The organism is Vibrio ulleungensis (genome assembly GCF_016900875.1).
GTDB classification, from domain to species: Bacteria; Pseudomonadota; Gammaproteobacteria; order Enterobacterales; family Vibrionaceae; genus Vibrio; species Vibrio ulleungensis.
Genome location: NZ_JAFEUM010000010.1, coordinates 27,342 through 53,015 on the forward strand (window position 1 = coordinate 27,342; position 25,674 = coordinate 53,015).

Consider the following 25,674-nt stretch of genomic DNA (forward strand, 5'->3'; position numbering starts at 1 on the left):
ATATATTTCCACTCAAATAACTAGGATTCCCGAGGTATTAGCAACGGATGTCACATCTTAACTATAACCACCTTTACTACTTTTGGATGGTGTGCAAGCAGGGCAGTGTTTCTAAGGCTGCTGAAGCGCTGTATTTAACACCGCAAACGGTCACCGGACAGATAAAATTGTTGGAAGATCGCTTAAAAGGTAAGTTACTTAAAAAGAGTGGCCGCTCTGTCGAACCTACAGAGTTAGGACTGCTGGTGTTTAAATATGCGGACAAGATGTACAACTTGAGCTACGAAATGCTCGATATCATCAATTATTCCCAACGGGAGAATTGGCTGTTCGAGGTTGGCGTAGCCGATGCCCTCTCTAAACGTATCGTCAGTCAAATTCTTTCAATTGCGACAGAAAGCCAGAGCAATGTTCATATAAGATGCTTTGAATCGACACACGAGCATTTACTCGAGAAACTATCCCAACACAAATTGGATATGATTATTTCGGACTGTCCTGTCGATGTGAGCCAAAGTAGTGGGGTGTTTAGTAAGAAGTTAGGAGAAGTCGGTATGAGCTTCTTCAGTGCTAACGAGCAAAAAGGAAATGTGTTTCCGGAAAACATCGAAAGCTACAAACTTCTATTACCAAGCTCCAATACGACAATGGGTCGTAAAGTATGGCGTTGGTTTGACAGTTTAGGCATCACGCCTAATGTACTTGGAGAATTTGATGATGTTGCCTTAATGAAGGCTTTTGCCGAAGTGCACCGCGATGCTATTTTTATTGCGCCTACACATCACCTTAATGGTCAGGCAATCGCTCAGGCTCAATTTCATCCAATAGCGAAAATTGAGGAATTGAGGGAAGAGTATCACGTGATTTTTGCAGAGCGGATGATACAACACCCTGCGGTGAAAGCGATTTGTGAGATCCACTTCGAGCAAATGATTTCTTAGCGTTTGACGAATAAGCCGCCAAGGTGCTCGTTTTACAAAGGTTTATAAAGACGTTACTATTTTGCCTGAACAAAAAGACAGGCATAGAGTGAATCAGTTGGAATTGATAAATGAATATTAGAGATATGGAGAAAAACTCGGCCAAGGCAATTACCTTGCTTAAAGCGGTAGCCAATGAGCGACGTTTACAAATTTTATGCTTGCTTTACGAGCAAGAGAGCTCGGTGACGGATTTAAGTGAACGGCTAAATTTGAGTCAATCTGCTCTGTCTCAACATCTTGCATGGTTGCGCCGAGATGAGTTAGTCGCAACGCGTAAAGAAGCGCAAACGGTGTTTTACTCGCTAAACAGTGAAGAAGTGAAGCGTCTCGTTCATCTTTTGCACGACATGTACTGTTAATGACATAAGCATCGTTTAAGGCGGTGCTTTTTTCATTTCACTGAATTTCAGATACAAAAAAACCGGCCATGGCCGGTTTTTTTTAGCTTATATCAAAACAATTAAAGAGCTTTGATAGCCGCTGAGAAGCGAGACTTATGACGAGCAGCTTTATTCTTGTGAATAACGCCTTTAGTCGCCATGCGGTCTAGGATTGGTGCAACTGTTGCTAGTGCTGCAGTTGCTGCTTCTTTGTCGCCAGCTTCAATAGCTGCAACAGTTTTTTTCATGTAAGTGCGCATCATCGAACGACGGCTAGCGTTGTGCTGGCGACGTTTCTCAGCTTGGATAGCGCGCTTCTTAGCAGATTTACTATTTGCCAAGGGTCTAACTCCCAAAAACTTTATTCGGTACTAATTAAGGCGGTGGAGCATGCCTGTTTACACACCGAAAGTCAAATGAATTGTGTAAAACAGAGGCAAATTCAAACAAAATATGTATTTGCAGGTTCAACACGGTTAAGATGGCGTGGATTCTACCAGTATTCTTTTTTCATTGCTAATAAATCTGTATTGAATAGACGTCTAATTTAGGCTCTTTTTTCAGAAGCAATTTCGTGTGTATTCTAGAGGCAAATTTTGAGCCGTAAACTTCTCAAATCGGGGCTAATTGTCAGCAGCATGACGATGGTGTCGCGTGTACTAGGCTTGGTCCGCGATGTCGTGATCGCGAATCTAATGGGCGCAGGGGCCAGCGCCGATGTCTTTTTCTTTGCCAACAAAATCCCTAACTTCTTACGTAGACTCTTTGCCGAAGGGGCTTTTTCTCAAGCCTTTGTTCCGGTGTTAACCGAGTACCAAGCGAAAGGTGATGAACAAAAAACGCGAGAGTTGATTGCAAAGGTCTCGGGGACATTAGGCGTTATAGTGTCTATTGTGACGTTGCTAGGCGTGATTGGTTCAGGTGCGATTACCGCATTGTTCGGCGCAGGTTGGTTTTTAGACTGGCTCAACGATGGTCCGTCAGCACCCAAATACGAGTTAGCCAGTTTTCTTCTTAAAATTACGTTCCCGTATTTATGGTTTGTCACCTTTGTAGCCTTGTCTGGTGCAATATTGAACACCTTAGGGCGGTTTGCTGTCTCATCATTTACTCCAGTTTTTCTCAACGTGATGATTATAGGCTGCGCTTGGTTTTTGTCACCGAGGCTCGAGCAGCCAGAAGTGGGCTTAGCGATTGGTGTATTTCTGGGTGGACTGGTGCAGTTTCTTTTCCAGATCCCTTTTCTATATAAAGCGGGTGTACTGGTTCGTCCACAGTTTGGATGGTCTCACCCTGGTGTTACTAAAATCAGAAAACTGATGATCCCAGCGCTGTTTGGCGTTTCGGTGAGCCAAATTAATTTGCTGCTAGATACCTTTATAGCCAGTTTTTTAATGACTGGCTCCATCAGTTGGCTGTACTACTCGGATCGATTGCTTGAATTTCCGCTTGGTCTATTTGGTATAGCGATCGCAACGGTCATACTTCCAGCCCTATCTCGAAAGCATGTTGATGCTGCGCCCCAGGCGTTCGCCGCAACAATGGATTGGGGGGTGCGCATGGTCATTACTTTAGGGATGCCTGCGATGGCAGGGTTAGTGGTATTGGCTAAACCCATGCTTATGGTGCTATTTATGCGCGGCGAGTTTGGTATAAACGATGTTCAGCAAGCGTCTTATTCGCTTATTGCCTACGCCAGTGGGTTGCTTAACTTCATGCTGATTAAAGTATTGGCACCAGGGTACTATTCGCGTCAAGACACCAAAACCCCAGTAAAATACGGGATCATCGCTATGATCACCAACATGGGCTTTAATCTTATTTTTGCCTACTTCTACAGTTATGTAGGACTGGCTATTGCGACAGCACTATCCGCTCTCGTAAATATGTTGCTGCTATATAAAGGGTTACATCAGCAGGGAGTGTATAGAATAGAGCGCTCAACCTTGTTGTTCATTGGCAAAATTTCAGTGGCTGTAGTCACTATGGTGGCGATGTTGTTGCAAATCTCTGCCCCGTTCGACACTTGGCTTGAGATGAGTTTTGCGCAGCGAAGCACAACGCTTGCTGGGTTAATCGCTGCTGGCGGGTTAACCTTTGCCGTTACTTGCGTGATTTTGGGCCTAAGACCTCGCCATTTTAAAGCGGCGACCTAAATGGGCAACTTCTGCTCTGGCGTAGTAGTGAACGAATGTTATATAATTCGCCAGTTTTACTAATTGATAGATTTTAAGCCGACTAAATGGAACTTATCCGCGGTATTCACAATGTTAAACCACAGCATCATGGCTGTGTGTTAACCATAGGCAATTTTGATGGTGTGCATTTAGGGCACCAATCAGTTTTGGACAAACTCTCAAATAAAGCGAGTGAGCTAATGTTGCCTACCGTTGTGATGACGTTTGAGCCACAGCCTATGGAGCTATTTCTAAAAGAAAAGGCTCCCGCTCGGCTCACTCGATTACGGGATAAGTTTGTACAACTCGATAAGCTAAATATCGATAGATTGCTGTGTATCAACTTCACTCAAGACTTTGCTCAATGGGAAGCGAACCGCTTTATCCAGGAGCTATTGGTTGAAAAGCTAGGCGTGAAGTATTTAGTCGTTGGTGATGACTTCTGTTTTGGTCGCCATCGTAAGGGCAACTTTGAGATGCTTAAAAAAGCCGGCGATGAGTTTGGCTTTGAGGTCGTCAATACGCAGAGTTTTGTGCTAGAGCAGACGCGAGTGAGTAGTACCTATATTCGCCAAGCGCTGTCCAACGATCAATTGTCGACGGCTCAGCAATTGCTTGGGCGCCCATACAGCATCAGTGGGCGCGTGTCTCATGGCAGAAAGCTCGGGCGTACCATTGGCTTTCCTACGGCAAACTTACCTTTAAAGCGCAACGTAAGCCCAGTCAGTGGTGTATACGTGGTGCAAGCTATCGACTTAGATGGCAATAATGTAGGTGGCGTGGCGAATATTGGCAACCGCCCGACGGTAAATGGTGTCAGACAGCAGTTAGAAGTGCACCTATTCGATTACTCTGGTAATTTATACGGTAGACAGCTAGAAATTGCGTTGCTGCACAAGCTGCGTGATGAAATTAAGTTTGAGTCTTTTGATGCACTCAAGCAACAAATAGAATTAGATGCGTCTTCGGCACGAATGTGGCTGAAGGCACAACAGGATTTATAGTTAAGCGGTGGCTTTTCTATAAGGTAATAATGTCAAAATCCACCCATAATGAACGGAAAATAGAATCGATGAGTGAGTATAAAGATACCCTGAACCTTCCTGAAACAGGGTTTCCAATGCGCGGTAATCTGGCGAATCGTGAGCCAGAGATGCTTAAGCGTTGGTATAAGGAAGATCTTTACGGTGAAATCCGTAAAGCCAAGAAAGGAAAGAAATCCTTTGTTCTTCATGATGGCCCTCCGTATGCGAACGGCGACATTCATATTGGTCACGCACTCAACAAGATTCTAAAAGACATTATTATTAAGTCGAAGACCCTATCGGGCTTCGATGCTCCGTATATTCCAGGTTGGGATTGCCACGGTTTGCCGATTGAATTAATGGTAGAGAAAAAAGTGGGCAAGCCAGGGCAGAAAGTGACGGCGGCTGAGTTCCGTGAGAAGTGCCGTACCTATGCTCAAGGTCAAGTTGACGGTCAGCGTGAAAGCTTTAAGCGCCTAGGCATCTTAGGTGAATGGGATGCGCCTTACCGCACTATGGATTTTGGTACTGAAGCCAACATCATCCGTGCTCTGGGTAAAATTGCCGACAATGGACACCTGCTAAAAGGCTTTAAACCTGTGCACTGGTGTACAGATTGTGGTTCCGCTTTGGCAGAAGCTGAGGTTGAATACAAAGATAAAGTTTCTCCTTCTATCGATGTTCGCTTTAAAGCCGCAGATGAAGCGTCACTAATAGAAAAATTCACCTTGGCCGAAGGCCATGCAGGTGAAGGTGATGTGTCGGTTATTATCTGGACCACGACACCTTGGACGTTGCCAGCAAACCGTGCGGTTTGTATGCGTGATGATCTAGAATACGTAATGATCCAGATCGAAGGCGAGACTAAAGAGCGTATTATCGTTGCTTCTGAGCTTGCGAAAGATGTGATGGATCGTGCCGGTGTTGAGCACTACCATAACTTAGGTTTTGCTAAAGGTAGCGATCTAGAGCTGTCTCAATTTAAGCACCCATTCTATGACTTTACCGTTCCAGTTGTACTTGGCGATCACGTGACAACTGAATCTGGTACTGGTGTGGTACACACTGCGCCTGGCCATGGTCAAGAAGATTTCGCGGTAGGTCAAAAATATGACCTAGAAGTTGCAAATCCTGTGGGCTCAAATGGCGTGTATCTACCCGATACAGAGCTTTTTGCTGGGCAACACGTATTTAAAGCGAACGATGCAGTTGTTGAAACGCTGAAAGAGCATGGAGCACTATTGCACCATCACGCTTACGAGCACAGCTACCCGCATTGCTGGCGTCACAAAACACCGATCATCTTCCGTGCAACCCCACAATGGTTTGTCTCTATGGATCAAGCTGGGCTTCGTGCCAAAGCGCTTGAGGCAATCAAAGGTGTTCAGTGGATGCCTGATTGGGGTCAAAGCCGTATTGAAGGTATGATTGAAGGCCGCCCAGAGTGGTGTGTTTCTCGTCAGCGTACATGGGGCGTGCCTATTGCACTGTTCGTGCACAAAGAGACTTCAGAGCTTCACCCTAATAGCTTATCGCTGATTGAAGACGTGGCTAAGCTGGTAGAGCAAAAGGGAATTCAAGCGTGGTGGGATCTCGAGCCTGCTGAGCTGCTTGGTGATGACGCAGACAACTACGAAAAAGTGTTAGATACGTTGGACGTATGGTTTGACTCTGGCGTGACGCACTATTCAGTGGTAGACGCTCGTGAAGAATTTGGTGGACACAGTGCCGATCTTTATTTGGAAGGGTCGGATCAACACCGTGGCTGGTTCCAGTCGTCGTTGATCTCTTCAATTGCAATGAAAGGCGTAGCGCCTTACAACCAAGTCCTAACACACGGCTTTGTGGTGGACGGCCATGGTCGTAAAATGTCGAAGTCTATTGGTAACGTCGTTGCGCCAAAAGATGTGACCAACAAGTTGGGTGCTGACATCCTACGTTTGTGGGTAGCGTCTACGGATTATACTGGTGAAGTTGCGGTTTCTGATGAAATCTTGAAGCGAAGCGCCGATGCTTACCGTCGTATTCGTAACACCTCTCGCTTTTTCTTGGCAAACCTAAGTGGCTTTAACCCAGAAACTGATTTGGTTGCACCAGAAGACATGGTAGCACTGGATCGTTGGGCGGTAGGGCGTGCTCTAGCGACTCAAAACGAGATCGTGAAAGCGTACGAAGAGTACAATACCCACGCCGTTATGCAGCGTTTGATGCACTTCTGTTCTATCGAAATGGGCTCGTTCTACCTCGATATCATCAAAGATCGTCAATACACAGCAAAACGTGGTGGTCACGCTCAGCGCAGTTGTCAGACAGCGTTGTATTACATTGTTGAAGCCTTGGTTCGTTGGATGGCACCAATCATGTCATTCACTGCAGATGAAATCTGGAACCAAATGCCAAAAACGCTACCAACTGGCGAAAGCCGCGGTAAATTTGTGTTTGCTGATGAGTGGTTTGATGGTCTGTTTGGCCTTGCCGATGGTGAAGAGCTAAATGATGAGTTTTGGAACGACGTACAAAGTGTTCGAGGCGCAGTGAATAAGCTCCTTGAAGCAGCGCGTAATGAGAAAACCATTGGTGGTTCACTGCAAGCTGAAGTGACTTTGTATGCCGACGATGCACTGGCGGCGACATTGAACAAGCTGAGTGATGAGCTGCGTTTTGTTCTTCTAACGTCGAAAGCTGCAGTTAAGCCACTTAGCGAAAAATCTGAATCGGCTCAAGAGACCGAGCTAGAAGGATTGTTTGTTCAAGTTGATGGCTCCGAAGCACAGAAGTGTGACCGTTGCTGGCACCATACGGCGGACGTAGGCACTATCGAAGGTCACGAGACAATTTGTGGTCGCTGTGTGACGAATGTAGACGGTGAAGGCGAAGTTCGTCAGTTTGCCTAACTTCAATGGCATTGGTGTTGTCGCGAGTCTGCGGCAACACCAGCATTCATTGTCTGCTCGAAAGCGCGTTCGTTAAGGAAAAACTCATGAAAGAGTCGGCATTGCCGTTGAAAGAGTCTGGACTTCGTTGGTTGTGGCTTGCACTGCTGCTGTTTGTTTTAGACATTGGTGTAAAATACCTAGTCATGAATCAGATGGGTTATGGCTGGTCTAATCGCATAGAAATCTTACCCTTTTTTAATCTGTTATATGTCCATAATTATGGTGCAGCCTTCAGTTTCTTGGGTGACCAAAGTGGTTGGCAGCGTTATTTATTTACCGGTCTTGCGTTTGTTTTCTCGTTAGTTTTGATGACTTGGATGAGAAAACTGCCAAAGTCAGCAGTTTGGTTAAGTATTGCCTATGCCTCTATTATTGGTGGCGCTCTGGGGAATGCCTACGATCGCGTGCTGCACGGTTACGTAGTCGATTACTTAGATTTTTACTGGGGAAGCTATCATTGGCCTGCTTTTAATATTGCCGACATGGCGATTGTGATTGGCGCCGCAATGATTATTCTCGATGGATTCTTTAATAAAGAAAAAACGGATTCTGACCCTTCTTCAACTAAGTAACGGGTTAGTTCTCCAATAAAATGTGCGTTTTGCCCGTATTTTGAGCGATTGTGTCTCTAAAGGGTGAAATGATGAATTTTTTGCTTGTCAGCGCCTGAGCCTTTCGTTAGTATTTGCTCCGCTCTCAACGAGAGGCGCGTTAGCTATATTGTAGAACGAATGGTTTCAAACCATTTATAATAGCGCTGGCGGAACAATTTGGAACATAGGTGGAAATATGTTTGAAACTCTACTTGTGATTTACCTGTTGGCTGCGCTTGGTGTAATTGGCCTAGTTTTAATCCAACAAGGTAAAGGCGCCGACATGGGCGCGTCGTTTGGAGCTGGAGCGTCAAATACCGTATTTGGTGCATCTGGATCAGGTAACTTCCTGAGCCGAATGACTGCAATATTTGCAACAGTATTTTTTATCGTTAGCTTGGTGATCGGTAACATTACCGCACACAAGCCTGAGTCTCAGTGGGTTGACCCTACTCAAGGCCAGGTGATTGAGCAAACTAGCGATGAACTGGGATTACCGGCCGAAGAAAATTCGAACGATATTCCTCAGTAGAATAGTTGATGCCGAGATGGTGAAATTGGTAGACACGCTAGCATGAGGTGCTAGTGCCTTTGGTGTGAGGGTTCGAGTCCCTCTCTCGGCACCATTATTCGACTTGATAATCAAGTCGTTGAGCGTATAATGCTCGACAGTCGGACGCGGGGTGGAGCAGCTTGGTAGCTCGTCGGGCTCATAACCCGAAGGTCGTCGGTTCAAATCCGGCCCCCGCAACCAATTTTCAGGACGTGATTGTTAAGTCAGCCAAGTCGAGGTTTTTTACCTCAAAGCGGTCCGCTTAACTTGGCAGCTAAGTTAAATCTAAGCTATTTTTTTAGCGGGGTTTAGTTTAGTAATATCAGGGTCCAGCAACAAAAACCCCGACTTTTCGGGGTTTTTTGTTATTTGAGATTTATCTTTATGGATACTCTCAGATAGTGTGCTAGGTATTAAATTGGGCTTTAGGCCCTTTTTTTGTTTCTGGAGTGGTAAGAATGACTGGATTAGAAAGACAGTTAACCGAAATGCTGCAAGCGCCGGTTGAGGCACTTGGGTATGAATTAGTGGGTGTTGAATTTATCCGTGCAGGTGAGTATTCAACCTTACGCATCTTTATAGACAGCGAAAACGGTATCAACGTTGACGACTGTGCCGAAGTAAGCCACCAGGCGAGCGCGGTATTGGATGTAGAAGATCCAATTTCGGTAGCTTATAACCTAGAGGTTTCTTCTCCAGGTCTAGAGCGCCCTCTATTTACTGCTGCACACTATGAAAGATTTATCGAAAGCGAAGTAAGCATCGTTTTGAAAATGGCGGTGGGCAATCGTCGTAAGTGGAAAGGTGTAATCAAAGGTGTTGAAGGTGAAACCATCAGCGTCGAAACCGACGGACAAGTCGAAGAGTTTGCACTGAGTAACATTAACAAAGCGCACCTAATTCCGAAATTTTAAGCCAGTGTATAGGGCATTAAGAGGCTAGAAGGATGAACAACAAAGAAATTTTAGCAGTTGTAGAAGCTGTTTCAAACGAAAAAGCGGTACCTCGTGAGAGTATCTTTGAAGCATTAGAAATTGCTTTGGCAACCGCCACAAAAAAGAAATATGAGATGGAAGTAGAAGTCCGTGTTGCGATCGATCGCAAAACAGGTGACTTCGATACATTCCGTCGTTGGGAAGTCGTCGAAGAAGTAGAATTCCCAACCAAAGAAACATCTTTAGAAGCCGCTAAATTTGAAGATGAGTCACTAGAAATCGGTGATTACGTCGAAGACGACATCGACTCAGTGAAGTTTGACCGTATTGCAACACAAACTGCTAAACAAGTTATCGTACAGAAAGTACGTGAAGCAGAGCGTGCTCAAATCGTGGGTCAGTTCATCGATAACGAAGGTGAACTTCTTACTGGCGCGGTTAAAAAAGTCAATCGCGACACGGTTATTCTAGATTTGGGTAACAATGCAGAAGCGGTTATTTTACGTGATGACCAACTTCCACGTGAAAACTTCCGTTCGGGTGACCGAGTGCGTGGCCTGCTGTACAAAGTGGATCCAGAAGCACGCGGCTTCCAACTGTTCATGACTCGCTCTAAACCAGAGATGTTGACTGAACTGTTCCGTATTGAAGTGCCAGAAATTGGCGAAGACTTGATCGAACTAAAAGGTGCAGCCCGCGATCCTGGTTCACGTGCAAAAATTGCTGTGAAAACCAACGACAAGCGTATTGATCCAGTCGGTGCTTGTGTTGGTATGCGTGGCGCACGTGTACAAGCCGTTTCTGGTGAGCTTGGCGGTGAGCGTATTGATATCGTTCTTTGGGACGATAACCCAGCGCAGTTCGTTATTAACGCAATGGCTCCAGCGGATGTCGCATCAATCATTGTTGATGAAGACACTAACTCTATGGACATCGCGGTAGAAGCAGACAACCTAGCACAGGCTATCGGCCGTGCTGGTCAAAACGTACGTCTTGCGTCTCAACTGACTGGTTGGGAACTAAACGTAATGACCGTTGAAGACCTAGAGAAGAAGCACCAAGAAGAATCTCAAGAGTCGATTGAATCGTTCATGAAGCACCTAGACATCGAGCAAGATTTTGCTGAGTTGTTGGTGGAAGAAGGGTTCTCAACGCTTGAAGAAGTAGCATACGTACCAGTAGCTGAGCTACTGGAAGTAAACGGCTTGGATGAAGATCTTGTAGAAGAGTTACGTGGTCGTGCTAAAGACGCACTGACAACGCTTGCGCTTGCACAAGAAGAGTCGTTTGAAGGTTTAGAACCAGCAGAAGACCTATTAGGTCTTGAAGGTCTAGAACGCGAATTGGCGTTCAAACTTGCCGCTAAAGGCGTAGTGACATTAGAAGACCTAGCTGATCAAGGCGTCGATGAATTAGAAGACATTGAAGGCCTAACTGAAGAGCGTGCAGGCGAGCTGATCATGGCCGCGCGTAATATCTGTTGGTTCAACGAAGAATAATCAGCAAGGGGAGGTAGTGGAATGACACAACTTACAGTTAAAGCGTTAAGCGATGAGATTGGTACGCCAGTTGACCGTTTAGTTGAGCAACTTGCTGATGCAGGTATGAATAAGTCACAAAGCGATATTGTGACGGAAGATGAGAAACAAGTACTTTTGACACATCTTAAAAAAGAACATGGCGATACAGCTGCTGAAGCTGAGCCAACACGTCTAACATTGCAACGCAAAAAGAAGAGCACGCTAAGTGTTGCTCAAACTGGCGGTAAGAGCAAAAACGTACAAGTAGAAGTACGTAAAAAGCGCACTTACGTTAAGCGTAGCGTTGTTGACGATCAAAAAGCGGAAGAAGAAAAAGCACGCCTAGAAGCAGAAGCTGCTGAGCAAGCTGCTGCAGAAGCGAAGGCAAAAGCAGAAGCAGATGCGAAAGCGGCTGCAGAAGCGAAAGCCAAAGCAGAAGCCAAAGCGAAAGCTGACGCAGAAGCGAAAGCCAAAGCAGAAGCGGAAGCAAAAGCAAAAGCTGAGAGCCAAACTCCAGAAGAGCGCGCTGCTGCAGAACTTGCTAAGAAAGAAGCGGATGAGCTTCAACGTCGTCAAGAAGAAGAAGCGGCACGCCGCATCGCTGAAGAAGCTGCAAAAGCAGCAGAAGAAGCGAAACGTCTTGCTGTTGAATCTGAAGCTCGCTTGCAAGAAGAAGCTAAGAAAACCAAAACCGTTGACTTCCACACCACAACCTCTACTTACGCTCGTGAAGCGGAAGATGAACAAGAGCGTCGTGATGAAGGCGGTCGTCGTAAGAAGAAAAAGAAAAAAGCACCTGAAGCAAACAATCGCGGTGGACGTAACAACCAGCGTGGTCGTAAGGGTAAGTTAGCGAAACCTACCTCTATGCAGCAAGGCTTTGATAAAAACGCAACCGTCGCTAAATCTGACGTTGTCGTTGGCGAAACCATTGTCGTTTCTGAGCTAGCGAACAAGATGTCTGTGAAAGCAACAGAAGTGATTAAGGTCATGATGAAAATGGGCGCTATGGCGACCATTAACCAAGTGATCGACCAAGAAACTGCACAACTAGTAGCAGAAGAAATGGGTCACAAAGTGGTTCTGCGTAAAGAGAACGAGCTAGAAGAAGCGGTACTTGCAGATCGTGATAACGATGCATTGGCTGAAGGCCGTGCACCTGTTGTTACCATCATGGGTCACGTTGACCACGGTAAGACATCAACACTGGATTACATTCGTAAAGCACACGTTGCTTCTGGCGAAGCTGGTGGTATTACTCAGCATATCGGTGCTTACCACGTAGAGACTGAGAACGGTATGATTACCTTCTTAGATACTCCTGGACACGCCGCGTTTACCGCAATGCGTGCTCGTGGTGCTCAAGCGACAGATATCGTTGTACTTGTGGTTGCTGCCGATGATGGTGTAATGCCTCAAACAATCGAAGCGATTCAACACGCAAAAGCGGCCGGCGTGCCACTTATCGTTGCTGTGAACAAGATCGATAAAGAAGATGCTAACCCAGATAACGTTAAAAACGAACTGGCTCAGTACGATGTTATTCCTGAAGAGTGGGGCGGTGAGAACATGTTTGTTCACATCTCTGCTAAGCAAGGTACTAACATTGAAGGCCTACTAGAAACTATCCTTCTACAATCTGAAGTTCTTGAACTTACTGCAGTGAAAGAAGGTATGGCGTCTGGTGTGGTTGTAGAATCTCGCCTAGATAAAGGTCGTGGTCCTGTAGCTACTGTTCTAGTTCAGTCTGGTACCCTAAACAAAGGTGATATTCTTCTTTGTGGTCAAGAGTACGGACGTGTTCGTGCAATGCGCGACGAAAACGGTCAAGAGATCTTTGAAGCTGGTCCATCTATTCCTGTCGAAATCATCGGTCTATCTGGTGTTCCGTCTTCAGGTGATGAAGCTACTGTAGTACGTGATGAGCGTAAAGCTCGTGAAGTTGCGAACTACCGTCAAGGTAAATTCCGTGAAGTTAAGCTTGCACGTCAGCAGAAATCGAAACTTGAAAACATGTTCTCGAACATGGCTGCAGGTGAAGTTGCTGAACTTAACGTGGTACTTAAAGCGGATGTACAGGGTTCTGTGGAAGCAATCTCAGACTCACTACTGAAACTGTCTACCGACGAAGTGAAAGTAAACATTGTAGGTTCTGGTGTTGGTGGTATTACCGAGACTGACGCAGTACTTGCAGCAGCGTCTAACGCTATCGTTCTTGGTTTCAACGTTCGTGCTGATGCTTCTGCTCGCCGTACCGTTGAAGCAGAAAGCTTAGACCTTCGCTACTACTCAATCATTTACCAATTGATTGACGAAGTGAAACAAGCGATGGGCGGTATGCTTGCTCCAGAATTCAAGCAAGAGATCATTGGTCTTGCTGAAGTTCGTGACGTATTTAAGTCGCCAAAACTGGGTGCTATCGCAGGTTGTATGGTTACTGAAGGTACCATCAAGCGTAACAACCCAATTCGTGTACTACGTGAAAACGTTGTAATTTACGAAGGTGAGCTTGAGTCACTACGTCGCTTTAAAGATGACGTACAAGAAGTTAAGAATGGTTACGAGTGTGGTATCGGCGTGAAGAACTACAACGATGTTCGCGTAGGTGACCAAATCGAAGTATTCGAAATCGTTGAAATTAAGCGTACGCTTGATTAATACCAATCAGAGTAACTAGCTGGTCAGAAAATTGCGCCGAAAAAATCGCTGATAGCAAGGCAAAGATTGCAGTAGATAGCTTTCTACCTTCAAAATCTTTAACGCAGTTATCTGCGATTTTAGCAAGCAAGAATGACCTGATGGTTGCTATGATTGGTATCAACAACATATTGACTATAATCACCTTCGAATCTAATTTTGAAGGTGATGGTTGTTGAATACACCATGAGGGGCCTTTGCCCCTCATTCTTTTTATAGTGAGAAAAGAAATGTCAAAAGAATTTAGCCGTACCCAGCGTGTGGCTCAACAATTACAAAAAGAACTGGCGGTTATCGTGCAGCGTGAAGTGCGTGATTCACGCATTGGTATGGTGACGGTCTCTGATGTAGAAGTGTCTCGTGACCTTGCATACGCAACGGTTTTCGTTACTTTCTTGTGTGTGGGTGAACAAACGCCAGAGTCGTGCTTAGCCGCGCTTAAAGAGCATGAAGTAATGGTACGCATGGCACTTGGCAAACGTATTCGCCTACGTCTAACACCTGAAGTTAAGTTTGTATACGACGAGACTTTGGTTGAAGGCATGCGCATGTCTAACCTAGTGAGCGAAGTTGTGTCTAACGATGCACAGAAGAAAGGCGAAGCAGGTCGTCAAGACGAGGAACGTGAGGACGAAGAGTAATGGCACGTCGTCGTAAAGGTCGTCCAGTCCACGGTGTATTGCTGCTCGATAAGCCAACCGGTGAATCGTCTAACCACGCCTTACAAAAAGTAAAACGACTCTATTTTGCAGACAAAGCGGGACATACAGGAGCGTTAGATCCATTAGCGACTGGTATGCTACCAATATGCTTAGGTGAGGCGACAAAGTTCTCTCAGTACCTGCTTGAGTCTGATAAGCGTTACATTGTTAAAGCGAAACTCGGTGAGCGTACCAACACCTCAGATTCTGATGGGGAAGTGGTCGAAACGCGCCCAGTGAAAGTCGATCGTGGTCAACTTGAACGTTGTGTTGCTAAGTTCAAAGGGACCACCAAACAGATCCCTTCAATGTTCTCGGCATTAAAATATCAGGGACGTCCGCTGTATGAATACGCGCGCGAAGGCGTCGAAGTTCCTCGCGAAGCGCGTGACATCACTGTATATACCATTGAGCTGTTAGGCTTTAATGGCGATGAGATCGAGATGGATGTTCACTGCTCTAAAGGAACCTACATTCGTACCATCGTCGATGACTTAGGTGAAATGCTTGGGTGTGGCGCACACGTGACCTATTTACGTCGTACACAAGTGGCGAAGTATCCTTACGAGCGCATGGTAACCTTGGAGCAGTTAGAAGAGCTCTTAGAGCAAGCACATCGCGAAGAGATCGCACCTCGTGAACTGCTCGATCCACTTCTACTGCCGATGGACACTGCTGTTATCGATCTACCTGAAGTGAATATGCTTCCTGAGCTCGCCGATATGGTCCAACACGGTCAACCCGTGCAAATCTTTGGCGCCCCCGTTGAAGGCCAAGTTCGCATGACCTCTGGCGAAGAACGCTTGTTCATCGGTGTCGGTGAGATTGACGACGATGGAAAAGTCGCGCCTAAACGGTTGGTTGTTTTTAGATAGAAGCGAGAGGCGAGGGGCTTTGAGGGGCGCTGCGCTTCGAGAATCGAGATCGCTGCGCTGCGAGGGGCGGTCAGTGAAGTGGGCTTGTTCGCTTTTGCTCGAAGCTTTTCGCAAGAAAAGCGTCTCGCAGTCACGCAGTGACGTCCTCGCTCCTCGAAGCGAAGCGCCCTGCTTTTCAGCAAACAAAACCCGCTTGCATCCCAACTGCAATCCCGTATAATACGCCGCTCTCGTGTCGGCTGAATCAGAGATTGGCTGGCACACATTGATACACTAACTCTTTAGGAGAGAATTATGTCTCTGAATGCAGAAACTAAAGCAGCAATCGTTGCTGAATACGCTCAAAGCGAAGGCGATACTGGTTCACCAGAAGTACAAGTAGCACTACTAACTGCTTCTATCAACCACCTTCAAGGTCACTTTAAAGCGCACAAAGGCGATCACCACAGCCGTCGTGGTCTTCTACGTATGGTTTCTCGTCGTCGTAAGCTTCTAGACTACCTTAAAGGTAAAGATCTAGCTCGCTACCACGACCTAATCAAACGTCAAGGTCTACGTCGCTAATTGGCGTAAGCATTAGAACAGTTTGTTTGAAAAGGGGCTTAAAGCCCCTTTTTTTATGACCTAAATTCTGCACTTATCGGGCAATGTGGTTTATACTACGTCCCGACTTCCTCTGCGTGTCGCAGCGGAAACAAACGCTCACTACATTACAGTCACCGATGTCGACCAAAAGGTCGCGACTACTCAAAACTGCCTTATATCGAGCAGCACCTTTTAAGGATGTTTTGACTAGTCGCGATTCGTAATGTGTTGAGTTAATACTACAAGCTCTAAGCTAAGCTTAGAAACAAGGAATCGAAATGTTCGAAAAACCAGTTGTTAAAACGTTCCAGTACGGTAACCACACCGTTACCCTAGAAACTGGCATCATTGCTCGTCAAGCTACAGCAGGTGTTATGGTTACAATGGACGATACGTCTGTATTCGTATCAGTTGTAGCGAAAAAAGAAGCGGTAGAAGGTCAAGACTTCTTCCCTCTAACGGTTAACTACCAAGAGCGTACTTACGCTGCAGGTAAAATCCCAGGTGGATTCTTCAAGCGTGAAGGCCGTCCTTCTGAAGGCGAAACGCTTACAGCTCGCCTAATTGACCGTCCAATCCGTCCACTTTTCCCAGACGCGTTTAAAAACGAAGTTCAAGTTATCGCAACAGTAATGTCTGTTAACCCAGACGTTCAGCCTGACATGGTTACCATGATCGGTACTTCTGCAGCGCTTGCTATCTCTGGTGCTCCGTTTAACGGTCCTATCGGTGCTGCACGTGTTGGTCACATTGACGGTCAACTTGTGCTTAACCCAAGCATCACTGAACTAGAAAACTCTAAGCTTGACCTAGTGGTTTCTGGTACTGAAGGCGCGGTTCTTATGGTTGAGTCAGAAGCTGACAACCTAACTGAAGAAGAAATGCTTTCAGCGGTTGTTTACGGTCACGACCAACAACAAGTTGTTATTAAGGCGATCAACGAGTTTGCTGCTGAAGTTGCAACCCCTTCTTGGGATTGGACTGCTCCTGCTGAGAACACTGAGCTGAAAAACAAGATTGCTGAACTTGCTGAAGCAAAAGTAACTGAAGCTTACCAAATCACTGAAAAAATGGCTCGCTATGACCGCATCCATGAAATCGGTGACGAAGTGAAAGCGACTCTTCTTGCTGAAGACGCAGAGCTTAACCCTAAAGAAATTCACGCGATCTTCCACGATCTAGAGAAAACAGTAGTACGTGGCCGCATCATTGCTGGCAACCCACGTATCGATGGTCGTGAAAAAGACATGGTTCGTGCTCTAGACGTACGTACTGGTGTTCTTCCACGTACTCACGGTTCTGCACTGTTCACTCGTGGCGAAACTCAAGCTATCGTAACAGCGACTCTAGGTACTCAACGCGATGCACAAATCATCGATGAGCTAACTGGCGAGCGTAAAGATAACTTCCTTCTACACTACAACTTCCCTCCATACTGTGTGGGTGAGACTGGCTTTGTTGGCTCTCCTAAGCGTCGTGAAATTGGCCACGGTAAATTGGCGAAGCGCGGTATTGCTGCAGTAATGCCTTCTGTTGAAGAGTTCCCATACACTGTACGTGTTGTATCAGAAATCACTGAATCTAACGGTTCGTCTTCAATGGCTTCTGTATGTGGTACTTCTCTTGCACTTATGGATGCAGGTGTGCCAATCAAAGCGTCTGTTGCGGGTATCGCAATGGGTCTTGTGAAAGAAGGCGACGACTTTGTTGTTCTTTCTGACATCCTTGGCGACGAAGATCACCTTGGCGACATGGACTTTAAAGTAGCCGGTACTAACGAAGGTATCACTGCTCTACAGATGGATATCAAGATCGAAGGTATCACTAAAGAGATCATGCAAATTGCACTTAACCAAGCGCAAGGTGCACGTAAGCACATCCTATCTGTAATGGATGAAGCTATCTCTGGTGCTCGTGAAGATATCTCTGAGTTTGCTCCGCGCATTCATACTATGAAGATCAGCGCTGAGAAGATAAAAGACGTTATCGGTAAAGGTGGCGCTGTGATCCGTGCTCTTACAGAAGAGACTGGCACAACCATCGAAATCGAAGATGACGGTACTATTAAAATCGCTTCATCTGAAGGCGCTGCTGCGAAAGAAGCAATCCGTCGTATCGAAGAGATCACTGCAGAAGTTGAAGTGGGCCGCATTTACGTAGGTAAAGTTGCTCGCCTTGCTGACTTCGGTGCATTCGTTACCATCCTTCCTGGTAAAGATGGTCTAGTACACATCTCTCAAATCGCTGATAAGCGTGTAGAGAAGTGTCTGACTACCTACAAGAAGGTCAAGAAGTAAACGTTAAGGTTCTTGAAATCGACCGTCAAGGCCGTGTTCGCTTGAGCATGAAAGAAGCGGTAGAACAAGCACCAGCAGCTGACGCACCAGCAGCCGACGCGGAATAAAAGTTAAATTTTTGATATTTAACTGATAAAGCGTGGTATAAAGAGGAGCATTGATGCTCCTCTTTTTTATATTAGGCATCTATCTAAGACCCGCTAGACTTAATACAGTCAGTGTTGCTGGTTGCCCCTGGAGCGATTAATTAAAAGGATAATGATGTGAAGCTAAGAATTGTCGCCTTATTAGGGCTTGTTATGGTGTTGGGCGGATGCTCGAGCCCCGGTTCTCAAACTGGGTGGGCTTATCCTCCTATGGCGGTACCGCTACAGCCAACGGTTCAACAAGAAATTCATATTGCTCGAATCTCTCAATTATTGCTGCGCAAAGATCTAGACGATGCAGTTCGTGCAAAAATGCACTACGAGCGCGGCATGCTGTACGACACACTTGGCATGCGTGATTTAGCCCGTTTGGATTTCAACCAAACACTTTCGCTTAATCCTGCACAGCCGGATGTATTTAACATTTTAGGTGTTTACTTCACTCAGATTGGCGAGTTTGATGCTGCTTACGATGCCTTCGATTCAACACTAGAACTTGACCCAAACAATTACTACGCAGAGCGAAATCGCGCAATCGCACTCTATTACGGGGATCGTATTGAACTTGCTCAAGAAGCGATGGTTAAACATTACGAGCAAGACCCAAGTGATCCTTTTCGAGCGATCTGGCTGTACGTGATCGAGCATGAGCAAGACGCAGAACTCGCTCGTCAGCACCTTTTAGAGCGCTACGAAGACCGAACCAGTGAATGGAGTTGGATGCTAGTGGCGATCATGCTGGATGAAGTTCCAGAGAAAGAAGCATTTAAGACCATTGTTGAAGGTGCACAAAGCAACGAAGAGCTAGCACAACGTCTCACTGAGGCCTATTTTTATCTTGGAAAACGTTACCATTTGGATAACGAGCTAGGCAACGCTATTTCCCTGTATAAGCTCGCATTGTCGTTTAATGTTTACGAGTATGTTGAACACCGCTATTCGTTTTTGGAACTAGGTCGAATCTTTAATCAAGTCACCGAACAGCGAAAGTAGCTACTGCGCTAACTCTGCAGCACTCAGTAACTTACCACAAGAAATAAACAATATAAGCGCCGCTCAATAGAGTGGCGCTTTTTGTTTCTGTGAATTGGTAGCGGCAAGTTCATACAGAATGTGTTTTAAAAATAGCTCCGATAATACCAACCGAAGCAATTACCTGATCATTCTTGCTTGTTAAAATCACTGATAACAGCGTTAAAGATTTTGCAGGTAGAACAACTACCTACGACAATCTTTGCCTTGTTCTCAGCGATTTTTCCGTCGCAATTTTCTGACCAGTTAATTACTTCGATTGGTATAACTCAAAAACACGTTGTGTTGTATTCAAAAAGGAGTATATTGTTAGCCTTGCTAACTAAGTGGGCATGGGCATGAGTTTTGAAACCGCACTGATTCAACTCGAGCGTTATTTATCTAAGTCTTGGCGACAATACGCGCAACAAGATCCTTTGTCGTCATTGAGCTTTAATGAATATGACTACCTTTTGGTTCTTATAGAAAGCGACACGCCAATGCGATTAACTGATTTGGCGCAAGAGATGAAAGTGAGTAAGCCTTCGGCGTCCAATATGGTCTCTCGACTGCAGAAAAAAGGGTTGGTCGAAAGGCAGTTCAGTCCAGAAGACTCTCGAGTGAAACGCGTCGCTTTGACCCAACAGGCTAAAGAGCAACTATCTGAACAAGCACCTGTTTATAAGCAAATCTCGAATTCGCTGAGCAAAAATTTGAGTGCCGATGAGGCGCAAACCCTGACTCGCTTATTATTGAAAGCAACTCAATCTTAATTTAACCAATTAGTTAGCCTTGCTAACTTTATAGTCACTATGAACAATCAATCATCTATTTATCGTCAATTTTGGACATACACCATTCCAACCGTTGCGGCTATGCTGGTCAACGGCCTGTATCAAGTGGTGGATGGTATTTTCATTGGCCGTTATATCGGCTCAGATGGGTTAGCAGCCATTAACCTGGCATGGCCCATTATTGGTGCCGTCTTAGGCCTAGGAATGCTTGTCGGCGTGGGGACAGGTGCACTGGTATCAATCAAACAGGGTGGAAATGCGGCTGTTGCGGCACGACAGGGGCTGACTACGGGACTGCTATTACTTGTATTACTCGCCCCAATCGTGTCGTTAGCGCTGTATTGTTTTAGTGATTCGCTGTTGTTATGGCAGGGTGCAGATCCTGTAGTCTTTGATTTAGCCAAGCAGTACTTGATGGTGTTGATGTGGAGTGCGATCTTTACTCTAGGATCGATTGCTCTGCCGTTTCTTATCCGCAATGATTCTAGCCCAAATATCGCTACTGGGTTAATGGTCGTAGGCGCCGTGATTAATATTGTCCTCGACTATATATTGATCGCCGTTATGGGCTGGGAACTGTTTGGCGCAGCTTTGGCGACAGCTGTTGCCCAAATGCTCGTTACTCTTATTGCAGTGGGGTATTTCTTTACGCGCACAGCGACAATCAGGCTATCACTTAAGAGCTTCTACTTTGATTATCGCTCCGTTCCAACTATTTTCGGTATTGGTACATCTAGCTTCTTTATGTACTTTTATGGGGCGGCAATGGTGGCACTTCACAATACCCTGTTTACTCAGTATGGCGATGTCACCATGGTGGGTGCTTATGCCATCCTAGGGTACATCGTCACAGTGTACTATTTAGTGAGTGAGGGGATAGCTAATGGGATGCAGCCTCTTGTCAGTTTTAATCACGGTGCATCATTGCAGCACAACGTCAGAAAGTTGCTTCATATTGCAATGGGCACTGCTACCGCATTAGGTGTAGTGTTTATAGTCGGACTCAACTTTTACTCAATCGAGTTTGTCAGCATTTTTGTCGACAATGATCAAGCGCTGATTGATTACACCGTAGAAGGAATAAGGTTGCACCTATTTGCGCTGTTCTTAGATGGCTTTCTCGTGGTGGTTGCCGCATTTTATCAAGCTATCAATCGAGGCGGACGAGCCATGGTCGTTATGGTTGGGAACATGCTCATACAGTTGCCATTTTTGTATGTGCTGCCTAAACACCTTGGTGTTCAAGGTATTTGGTTGGCGTACCCGCTGTCTAATATTGCCATCACTGTTGTGGTCGTTGGCATGCTAGTGAGTGATATTAAGCGTTTTTATCCAAAACAAGCGGTTCAGGTAGTCTAGTTAACGCAAAAAAAAGGCAACTCATTGAGTTGCCTTATTGTTTTAGATGTTTTTAATGTCTAAACCGGCCAATTGATGCCAGTAGCCATTACATTGACGATCGTCGAGTGTTTGCGGCTGCTCACCTTGTTCATTGTTGATGAAGGCTTTGAGTTGCTGGAAGGTCGATACGCCTAAAGGACTTAAGCGAACCACATCAACCACGTCTTTCATTGCAGGGACATCGTTTACCAGGTTATAGCAGTAGCCTGATTGAGTCTGGATACCATTGAGGTTGAACACGCTCTGGCCCTCTTGACTGTCAACTTGGATCCCTGTTGGGTATTTGATGCAGCAGGTTTCGCAATCATCCTTTGCTTTGTTTTCGGCACGTGCTGTAAAGCATCTTGCTGAATAGGCCAGTGGAAGGTAGCCATGTCCAAAGATCTCAATATCGAATTGGTCGCGTATACCAAGCTGCTCACACTGTTCCAAAGTATGTGATAGCCACTCTTTTGACAATTCAACAGGCATACACCAACGCGTCATCCCTTGCGATAAGAACAGCTTTAGCGTGTTTGCATTGTAGGTATTGACTGCAGGGCCAACCACAAAAGGTACTCGTTTTTGATGCGCCAGTTGGATCGCAGATACGTCATTGGCCTCGATAATGAACTCGCCATTATCAATGTACTTTTGCATCACTTTCAGCTCGCTAGGAGCTTCAAGTAGCGCCATAGTGGAAAGAACCACTTGTTTGCCTTCAGCGGCAAGATTTTTGGCCACTTCCATCCAGTCATTGGGGCGCATTTCTCGGCGTTTTGAACAGACGGTTTCGCCCAGATAAATGATGTCAGCTTCACTGCTGGCAGCTTGATCATAAAAATCAAAAATATTCTGTTTTGGCCAAAAGTAGAGCAGTGGACCGAGTGCGTATTTCATGAGTATTCTCCTCTACTGCCATTTACGATGGTAAGCACCTAAGGTCGTCTGAGAGCCCTCGGAGACGTTTGCCAGTGTGCTATTCCATACTTCTTCTACATGGTAGTTTACCGGGTCGGCGAGATAGCGATCGATGGCCGCTCGCCATGTGCGTGTTACCTGCTCAACATAAGCGGGGCTTCGTTGGCGACCTTCGATTTTGACCGAGGCAACATTAGCAGCAAAGAGCTCAGGAAGCATACCTAGAGTGTTCAGACTCGTGGGCTCTTCTAAGGCGTGATAGGTTTTAATCTCACCATCGAGTTCAGCGTTAAAGCGACCTTTACACAGTGTAGGGTAGCCAGCGTTTTCACCTTGAGCATAACGATCTATCAAGATGTCATTGAGTCTAGACTCCAAGCCTTGATCTGTTTCTTGCCAACGAACATATTTAGCTGGTGAGCATGCGCCAACCGTGTTGGGTGACTCTCCTGTCATGTAGGAAGATAAGTAGCAGCGCCCCTCAGACATGATGCAGAGGCTTCCAAAAGCAAAAACTTCAAGCTCGACAGACTTTGGAATAGAGCGGGACAGTTGTTTAACCTGATGAATCGATAATACTCGAGGAAGAACAACGCGCTTTACGTTGAAGTTGTTGGCGTAATACTCAACGGCGGCCGCATTGGTTGCAGACGCTTGAACCGATAAGTGAAGCTCTAGATCTGGGTAGCGAGTTGCTGCGTACTCTAAAACCGCGATGTCAGCGATAATGAGTGCATCAACACCGACAGCGGCAGCTTTATCAACGGCGTCTGTCCAGCGGGAAAATCCATCAGGGTGAGCGAAAGTATTGAGTGCTACGTGGATCTTTTTGTTGTGTTGGTGAACGTAATCAACCGCTTTATCGAGTTTCTTACCAGTAAAGTTTAGTCCAGCAAAGTGACGAGCATTGGTGTCATCTTTAAAGCCAATATAGACCGCATCCGCGCCACAATCGATGGCTGTTTTTAGTGCTGGTAAGTTGCCTGCAGGGCAAAGTAATTCCATATCAACCTATCCATAATTAAACATGCTGTTCGAAATAGTAGAGCCATTTTTTGCTCTGGCTTTGATGTTCAACAGGTTTATAGTGAGTTTGTGTAAAAAAGACTCACTTTTTATGGCGTAGGTTTTGTAACAGGAGTTGTTCTACTTCGTGTTTCGGTTGAGGGCGATAGAAATGAAACCCTTGTATAGAGTGACAGTTTAGATTGGACAATAAGGTCGCTTGCTCTCGCGTCTCAACCCCTTCTGCAACCACAGTAAGTCCTAAAGAGCGCCCAAGGTTGATGATATTCTCAATGACGGTGACTTGCTTCGGTAGCGTGTCAATTTCGCTAATGAATGCACGGTCGATTTTAAGCTCATCAATTGGGAATCGGGCCAAGTAAGATAGCGATGAATACCCTGTACCAAAATCATCAATGGATAGTGCAAACCCTAACTTCTTGATGCCTTCAAGCATTTGAATCGTATGGTCACTATCGCTCATTACTGCACTTTCGGTAAGCTCGAAAGTAATGCAACTGGCGGGTAGGTTGGTGGTTCTAAGCAACTTTTCCATATACTCGATGAGCTTAGGATTACCAAACTGCTCTGGCGATAAGTTTATCGCAACGCGTCCAGGTAAAATTTGCTGTGATTTCCAACGCTTGACAGTGTTGAACACTTCGCGCATCACCACGCGGCCGAGTTTTTCAATCAAACCCGCCTTTTCGGCCACTGGGATAAATGCACCCGGGCTGATGTACCCTTCGACAGGGTGTTTCCAACGGATCAGGGCTTCGGCGCCGTTAATGCTAAAGTCTCTAGCGTTAACTTTAGGCTGGTACCACACTTCTAATCCATTGTTTTGTAGTGCTTTTTGTAGCTCAATCTCGAGCCAGAGTCGCATACGTGCTTCTTTGTTCATTTGATCATGGAACTTGATCAATCGATTTCGACCGCGACTTTTTGCTTCGTACATTGCTGTGTCGGCATTTTGTAGAAGAATTCGTGCATCTACTCCGTCACCTGGGTAGACAACACTGCCAATGGAGCAAGCAAGGCGTTTACTAAAGTGATGAAGATCGAATGGTCGGTTTATCTCGACCAGTATTTTTTCCGCATACTCATCGGCGACTTTTTCGCTTAATGGACGAGGAAATAGAATACCAAATTCATCCCCACCCAAATGACCGAGTATGGCGTCACTTGGAAGAAGTTTCTGTAGGCGATTAGCCACCTCAACGATGACTTTGTCCCCAACGTGATGTCCTAGCGAGTCGTTCACATTTTTAAAGTTATCAATGTCTAAATAGAGCACCAATAACGGGGTGTCGCTTTCGATCATTTTGGTTAATGACCCAGTAAACCCAGCCCGATTGTAAAGCTTGGTTAAGGCGTCAATATGGCTTTCTTGGTTCTCACACTGTTGTGCATCGCTGTCGTGTGTTGCTTGCTCTGAAAGTAAAAATAAGCACGTATCTTGGCCGTAAAACAGACTGCTATCAGCTTTTAACCTGAGATGTCTATCGACAGGGCAGTGGCTACTGGTAAAACAGTCCAGAGGCTCTTCTTTTACCAAGGTTTCTATTGGGACGTTGAACGCACGTTTACTGAGTGAGTCGACAAAGAGGCGATTAAACGGTTGTCCAAGCAACTCATTGTTATTGGTAAACCCAAGCAATCTTTTGCACGAGTCATTGATGAACACAACAACGTCATTTTCGACGATGACAACACCATCATTTATCAGTGCCGACAGTTTGGTGAATTTGGATTCAGAATGATGCAATGACTTAGCGAGTATTTGTTTTTCTGAGGTATCAACGGCGTGAAAGGAAATGCTTTCAATGTCGTCTCCACTTTGCAGTGGAGTAATACAGAAGTGCAAGCTCGACTCAAGATTCAAGTCATCGATGACAATTTCAGCTTGTAGAGATTCGCCTTCAAAGCCTCTTTTGTAGTAGGGGGCAATTGAGTTATAAAACTTTTCACCCAATACGTCCTGATCATTGAGTCCAATTAGTTGTGCGAGATCCAAACCAGCAATTTCACCATAGCGCTGATTGACAAAGCTATAGTTGTGATCGCGATCGAGCACCGCAAAGAAAAACGGACTCTCTTGCGAAAATGACGAAAACCAATTGTGAAGCTGTTTTGACGGCATCCATATCACCAGAAAAA

Annotated in this window: 20 protein-coding genes, 2 tRNA genes and 1 pseudogene; 19 read left to right on the forward strand and 4 right to left on the reverse strand. The window is 45.7% G+C overall.

Going from position 1 to position 25,674, the window contains the following annotated elements; translation table 11 throughout:
- Positions 1 to 47 precede the first annotated feature (47 nt).
- Complete coding sequence (nhaR, locus tag JQC93_RS18285) at positions 48 to 941, forward strand: transcriptional activator NhaR (RefSeq protein ID WP_205159793.1); 894 nt, start codon at positions 48 to 50, stop codon at positions 939 to 941.
- Between the two features lie 110 nt (positions 942 to 1,051).
- A complete protein-coding gene (locus JQC93_RS18290) occupies positions 1,052 to 1,342 on the forward strand; it encodes an ArsR/SmtB family transcription factor (protein WP_205159794.1) in 291 nt (96 codons plus the stop codon).
- A gap of 101 nt (positions 1,343 to 1,443) precedes the next feature.
- On the opposite strand, the gene rpsT is transcribed toward JQC93_RS18290, so the two are convergent.
- Positions 1,444 to 1,704, reverse strand: a complete 261-nt coding sequence (gene rpsT / locus JQC93_RS18295; protein ID WP_084886740.1) for a 30S ribosomal protein S20 — start codon at positions 1,702 to 1,704, stop codon at positions 1,444 to 1,446.
- Positions 1,705 to 1,959: 255 nt separating this feature from the next.
- On the opposite strand from rpsT, the gene murJ reads away from it, so the two are divergent.
- The 17 genes and pseudogenes from murJ to JQC93_RS18380 all read left to right on the forward strand — a co-directional run bounded on the left by murJ (position 1,960) and on the right by JQC93_RS18380 (position 21,567).
- On the forward strand, positions 1,960 to 3,519 hold the full coding sequence (murJ, locus tag JQC93_RS18300; RefSeq protein ID WP_205159795.1) for a murein biosynthesis integral membrane protein MurJ: 1,560 nt from the start codon (positions 1,960 to 1,962) through the stop codon (positions 3,517 to 3,519).
- Between the two features lie 86 nt (positions 3,520 to 3,605).
- Positions 3,606 to 4,544, forward strand: coding sequence for a bifunctional riboflavin kinase/FAD synthetase (gene ribF / locus JQC93_RS18305; RefSeq protein WP_205159796.1), 939 nt, complete (start codon positions 3,606 to 3,608; stop codon positions 4,542 to 4,544).
- Positions 4,545 to 4,612: 68 nt separating this feature from the next.
- Entirely contained in the window at positions 4,613 to 7,459 is a 2,847-nt protein-coding gene (gene ileS / locus JQC93_RS18310; RefSeq protein WP_205159797.1) for an isoleucine--tRNA ligase, read from the forward strand.
- A gap of 86 nt (positions 7,460 to 7,545) precedes the next feature.
- A complete protein-coding gene (lspA, locus tag JQC93_RS18315) occupies positions 7,546 to 8,073 on the forward strand; it encodes a signal peptidase II (RefSeq protein ID WP_205159798.1) in 528 nt (175 codons plus the stop codon).
- A gap of 217 nt (positions 8,074 to 8,290) precedes the next feature.
- The gene (secG, locus tag JQC93_RS18320) at positions 8,291 to 8,626 is read left to right on the forward strand and encodes a preprotein translocase subunit SecG (protein ID WP_205159799.1); all 336 of its coding nucleotides are present in this window, start codon (positions 8,291 to 8,293) and stop codon (positions 8,624 to 8,626) included.
- 10 nt (positions 8,627 to 8,636) lie between these two features.
- Positions 8,637 to 8,720, forward strand: a tRNA-Leu gene (locus JQC93_RS18325).
- A gap of 51 nt (positions 8,721 to 8,771) precedes the next feature.
- Positions 8,772 to 8,848 (forward strand) — tRNA-Met (locus JQC93_RS18330).
- Positions 8,849 to 9,105: 257 nt separating this feature from the next.
- Positions 9,106 to 9,561: a ribosome maturation factor RimP gene (gene rimP, locus JQC93_RS18335; protein ID WP_084886752.1), complete on the forward strand. Its 456-nt coding sequence runs from the start codon at positions 9,106 to 9,108 to the stop codon at positions 9,559 to 9,561.
- Positions 9,562 to 9,593: 32 nt separating this feature from the next.
- Positions 9,594 to 11,081: a transcription termination factor NusA gene (nusA, locus tag JQC93_RS18340; protein WP_205159800.1), complete on the forward strand. Its 1,488-nt coding sequence runs from the start codon at positions 9,594 to 9,596 to the stop codon at positions 11,079 to 11,081.
- 21 nt (positions 11,082 to 11,102) lie between these two features.
- Positions 11,103 to 13,760, forward strand: coding sequence for a translation initiation factor IF-2 (infB, locus tag JQC93_RS18345; RefSeq protein ID WP_205159801.1), 2,658 nt, complete (start codon positions 11,103 to 11,105; stop codon positions 13,758 to 13,760).
- 269 nt (positions 13,761 to 14,029) lie between these two features.
- Positions 14,030 to 14,440 (forward strand): 30S ribosome-binding factor RbfA, encoded by a 411-nt coding sequence (rbfA, locus tag JQC93_RS18350; RefSeq protein ID WP_084886758.1) that lies wholly within the window; start codon positions 14,030 to 14,032, stop codon positions 14,438 to 14,440.
- Entirely contained in the window at positions 14,440 to 15,375 is a 936-nt protein-coding gene (gene truB / locus JQC93_RS18355) for a tRNA pseudouridine(55) synthase TruB (protein WP_205159802.1), read from the forward strand. The genes rbfA and truB overlap by 1 nt, the downstream gene beginning before the upstream one ends.
- A gap of 294 nt (positions 15,376 to 15,669) precedes the next feature.
- Positions 15,670 to 15,939: a 30S ribosomal protein S15 gene (gene rpsO, locus JQC93_RS18360; RefSeq protein ID WP_084886761.1), complete on the forward strand. Its 270-nt coding sequence runs from the start codon at positions 15,670 to 15,672 to the stop codon at positions 15,937 to 15,939.
- 299 nt (positions 15,940 to 16,238) lie between these two features.
- Positions 16,239 to 18,364 (forward strand): annotated as a pseudogene (gene pnp, locus JQC93_RS18365) (polyribonucleotide nucleotidyltransferase).
- Between the two features lie 156 nt (positions 18,365 to 18,520).
- Entirely contained in the window at positions 18,521 to 19,396 is an 876-nt protein-coding gene (nlpI, locus tag JQC93_RS18370) for a lipoprotein NlpI (RefSeq protein WP_328838217.1), read from the forward strand.
- 377 nt (positions 19,397 to 19,773) lie between these two features.
- On the forward strand, positions 19,774 to 20,187 hold the full coding sequence (locus JQC93_RS18375; protein ID WP_205159803.1) for a MarR family winged helix-turn-helix transcriptional regulator: 414 nt from the start codon (positions 19,774 to 19,776) through the stop codon (positions 20,185 to 20,187).
- A gap of 39 nt (positions 20,188 to 20,226) precedes the next feature.
- Entirely contained in the window at positions 20,227 to 21,567 is a 1,341-nt protein-coding gene (locus JQC93_RS18380; RefSeq protein WP_205159804.1) for an MATE family efflux transporter, read from the forward strand.
- A 42-nt stretch (positions 21,568 to 21,609) separates the two neighbouring features.
- Here JQC93_RS18380 and JQC93_RS18385 read toward each other — a convergent pair whose 3' ends face one another.
- The 3 genes from JQC93_RS18385 to JQC93_RS18395 form a co-directional block, all read right to left on the reverse strand.
- Complete coding sequence (locus JQC93_RS18385; protein ID WP_205159805.1) at positions 21,610 to 22,488, reverse strand: U32 family peptidase; 879 nt, start codon at positions 22,486 to 22,488, stop codon at positions 21,610 to 21,612.
- Between the two features lie 12 nt (positions 22,489 to 22,500).
- Positions 22,501 to 23,514 (reverse strand): ubiquinone anaerobic biosynthesis protein UbiU, encoded by a 1,014-nt coding sequence (gene ubiU, locus JQC93_RS18390; protein WP_205159806.1) that lies wholly within the window; start codon positions 23,512 to 23,514, stop codon positions 22,501 to 22,503.
- Positions 23,515 to 23,617: 103 nt separating this feature from the next.
- A complete protein-coding gene (locus tag JQC93_RS18395) occupies positions 23,618 to 25,657 on the reverse strand; it encodes a sensor domain-containing protein (protein ID WP_205159807.1) in 2,040 nt (679 codons plus the stop codon).
- Positions 25,658 to 25,674 lie beyond the last annotated feature (17 nt).

Bases quoted from the DNA above. Each gene is read 5' to 3' on its own strand.
- nhaR (WP_205159793.1), top strand. From the start codon at position 48: ATGTCACATCTTAACTATAACCACCTTTACTACTTTTGGATGGTGTGC.
- JQC93_RS18290 (WP_205159794.1), top strand. From the start codon at position 1,052: ATGAATATTAGAGATATGGAGAAAAACTCGGCCAAGGCAATTACCTTG.
- ribF (WP_205159796.1), top strand. From the start codon at position 3,606: ATGGAACTTATCCGCGGTATTCACAATGTTAAACCACAGCATCATGGC.
- ileS (WP_205159797.1), top strand. From the start codon at position 4,613: ATGAGTGAGTATAAAGATACCCTGAACCTTCCTGAAACAGGGTTTCCA.
- lspA (WP_205159798.1), top strand. From the start codon at position 7,546: ATGAAAGAGTCGGCATTGCCGTTGAAAGAGTCTGGACTTCGTTGGTTG.
- secG (WP_205159799.1), top strand. From the start codon at position 8,291: ATGTTTGAAACTCTACTTGTGATTTACCTGTTGGCTGCGCTTGGTGTA.
- rimP (WP_084886752.1), top strand. From the start codon at position 9,106: ATGACTGGATTAGAAAGACAGTTAACCGAAATGCTGCAAGCGCCGGTT.
- nusA (WP_205159800.1), top strand. From the start codon at position 9,594: ATGAACAACAAAGAAATTTTAGCAGTTGTAGAAGCTGTTTCAAACGAA.
- infB (WP_205159801.1), top strand. From the start codon at position 11,103: ATGACACAACTTACAGTTAAAGCGTTAAGCGATGAGATTGGTACGCCA.
- rbfA (WP_084886758.1), top strand. From the start codon at position 14,030: ATGTCAAAAGAATTTAGCCGTACCCAGCGTGTGGCTCAACAATTACAA.
- truB (WP_205159802.1), top strand. From the start codon at position 14,440: ATGGCACGTCGTCGTAAAGGTCGTCCAGTCCACGGTGTATTGCTGCTC.
- rpsO (WP_084886761.1), top strand. From the start codon at position 15,670: ATGTCTCTGAATGCAGAAACTAAAGCAGCAATCGTTGCTGAATACGCT.
- JQC93_RS18375 (WP_205159803.1), top strand. From the start codon at position 19,774: ATGAGTTTTGAAACCGCACTGATTCAACTCGAGCGTTATTTATCTAAG.
- JQC93_RS18380 (WP_205159804.1), top strand. From the start codon at position 20,227: ATGAACAATCAATCATCTATTTATCGTCAATTTTGGACATACACCATT.
- JQC93_RS18385 (WP_205159805.1), bottom strand. From the start codon at position 22,488: ATGAAATACGCACTCGGTCCACTGCTCTACTTTTGGCCAAAACAGAAT.
- ubiU (WP_205159806.1), bottom strand. From the start codon at position 23,514: ATGGAATTACTTTGCCCTGCAGGCAACTTACCAGCACTAAAAACAGCC.
- JQC93_RS18395 (WP_205159807.1), bottom strand. From the start codon at position 25,657: ATGCCGTCAAAACAGCTTCACAATTGGTTTTCGTCATTTTCGCAAGAG.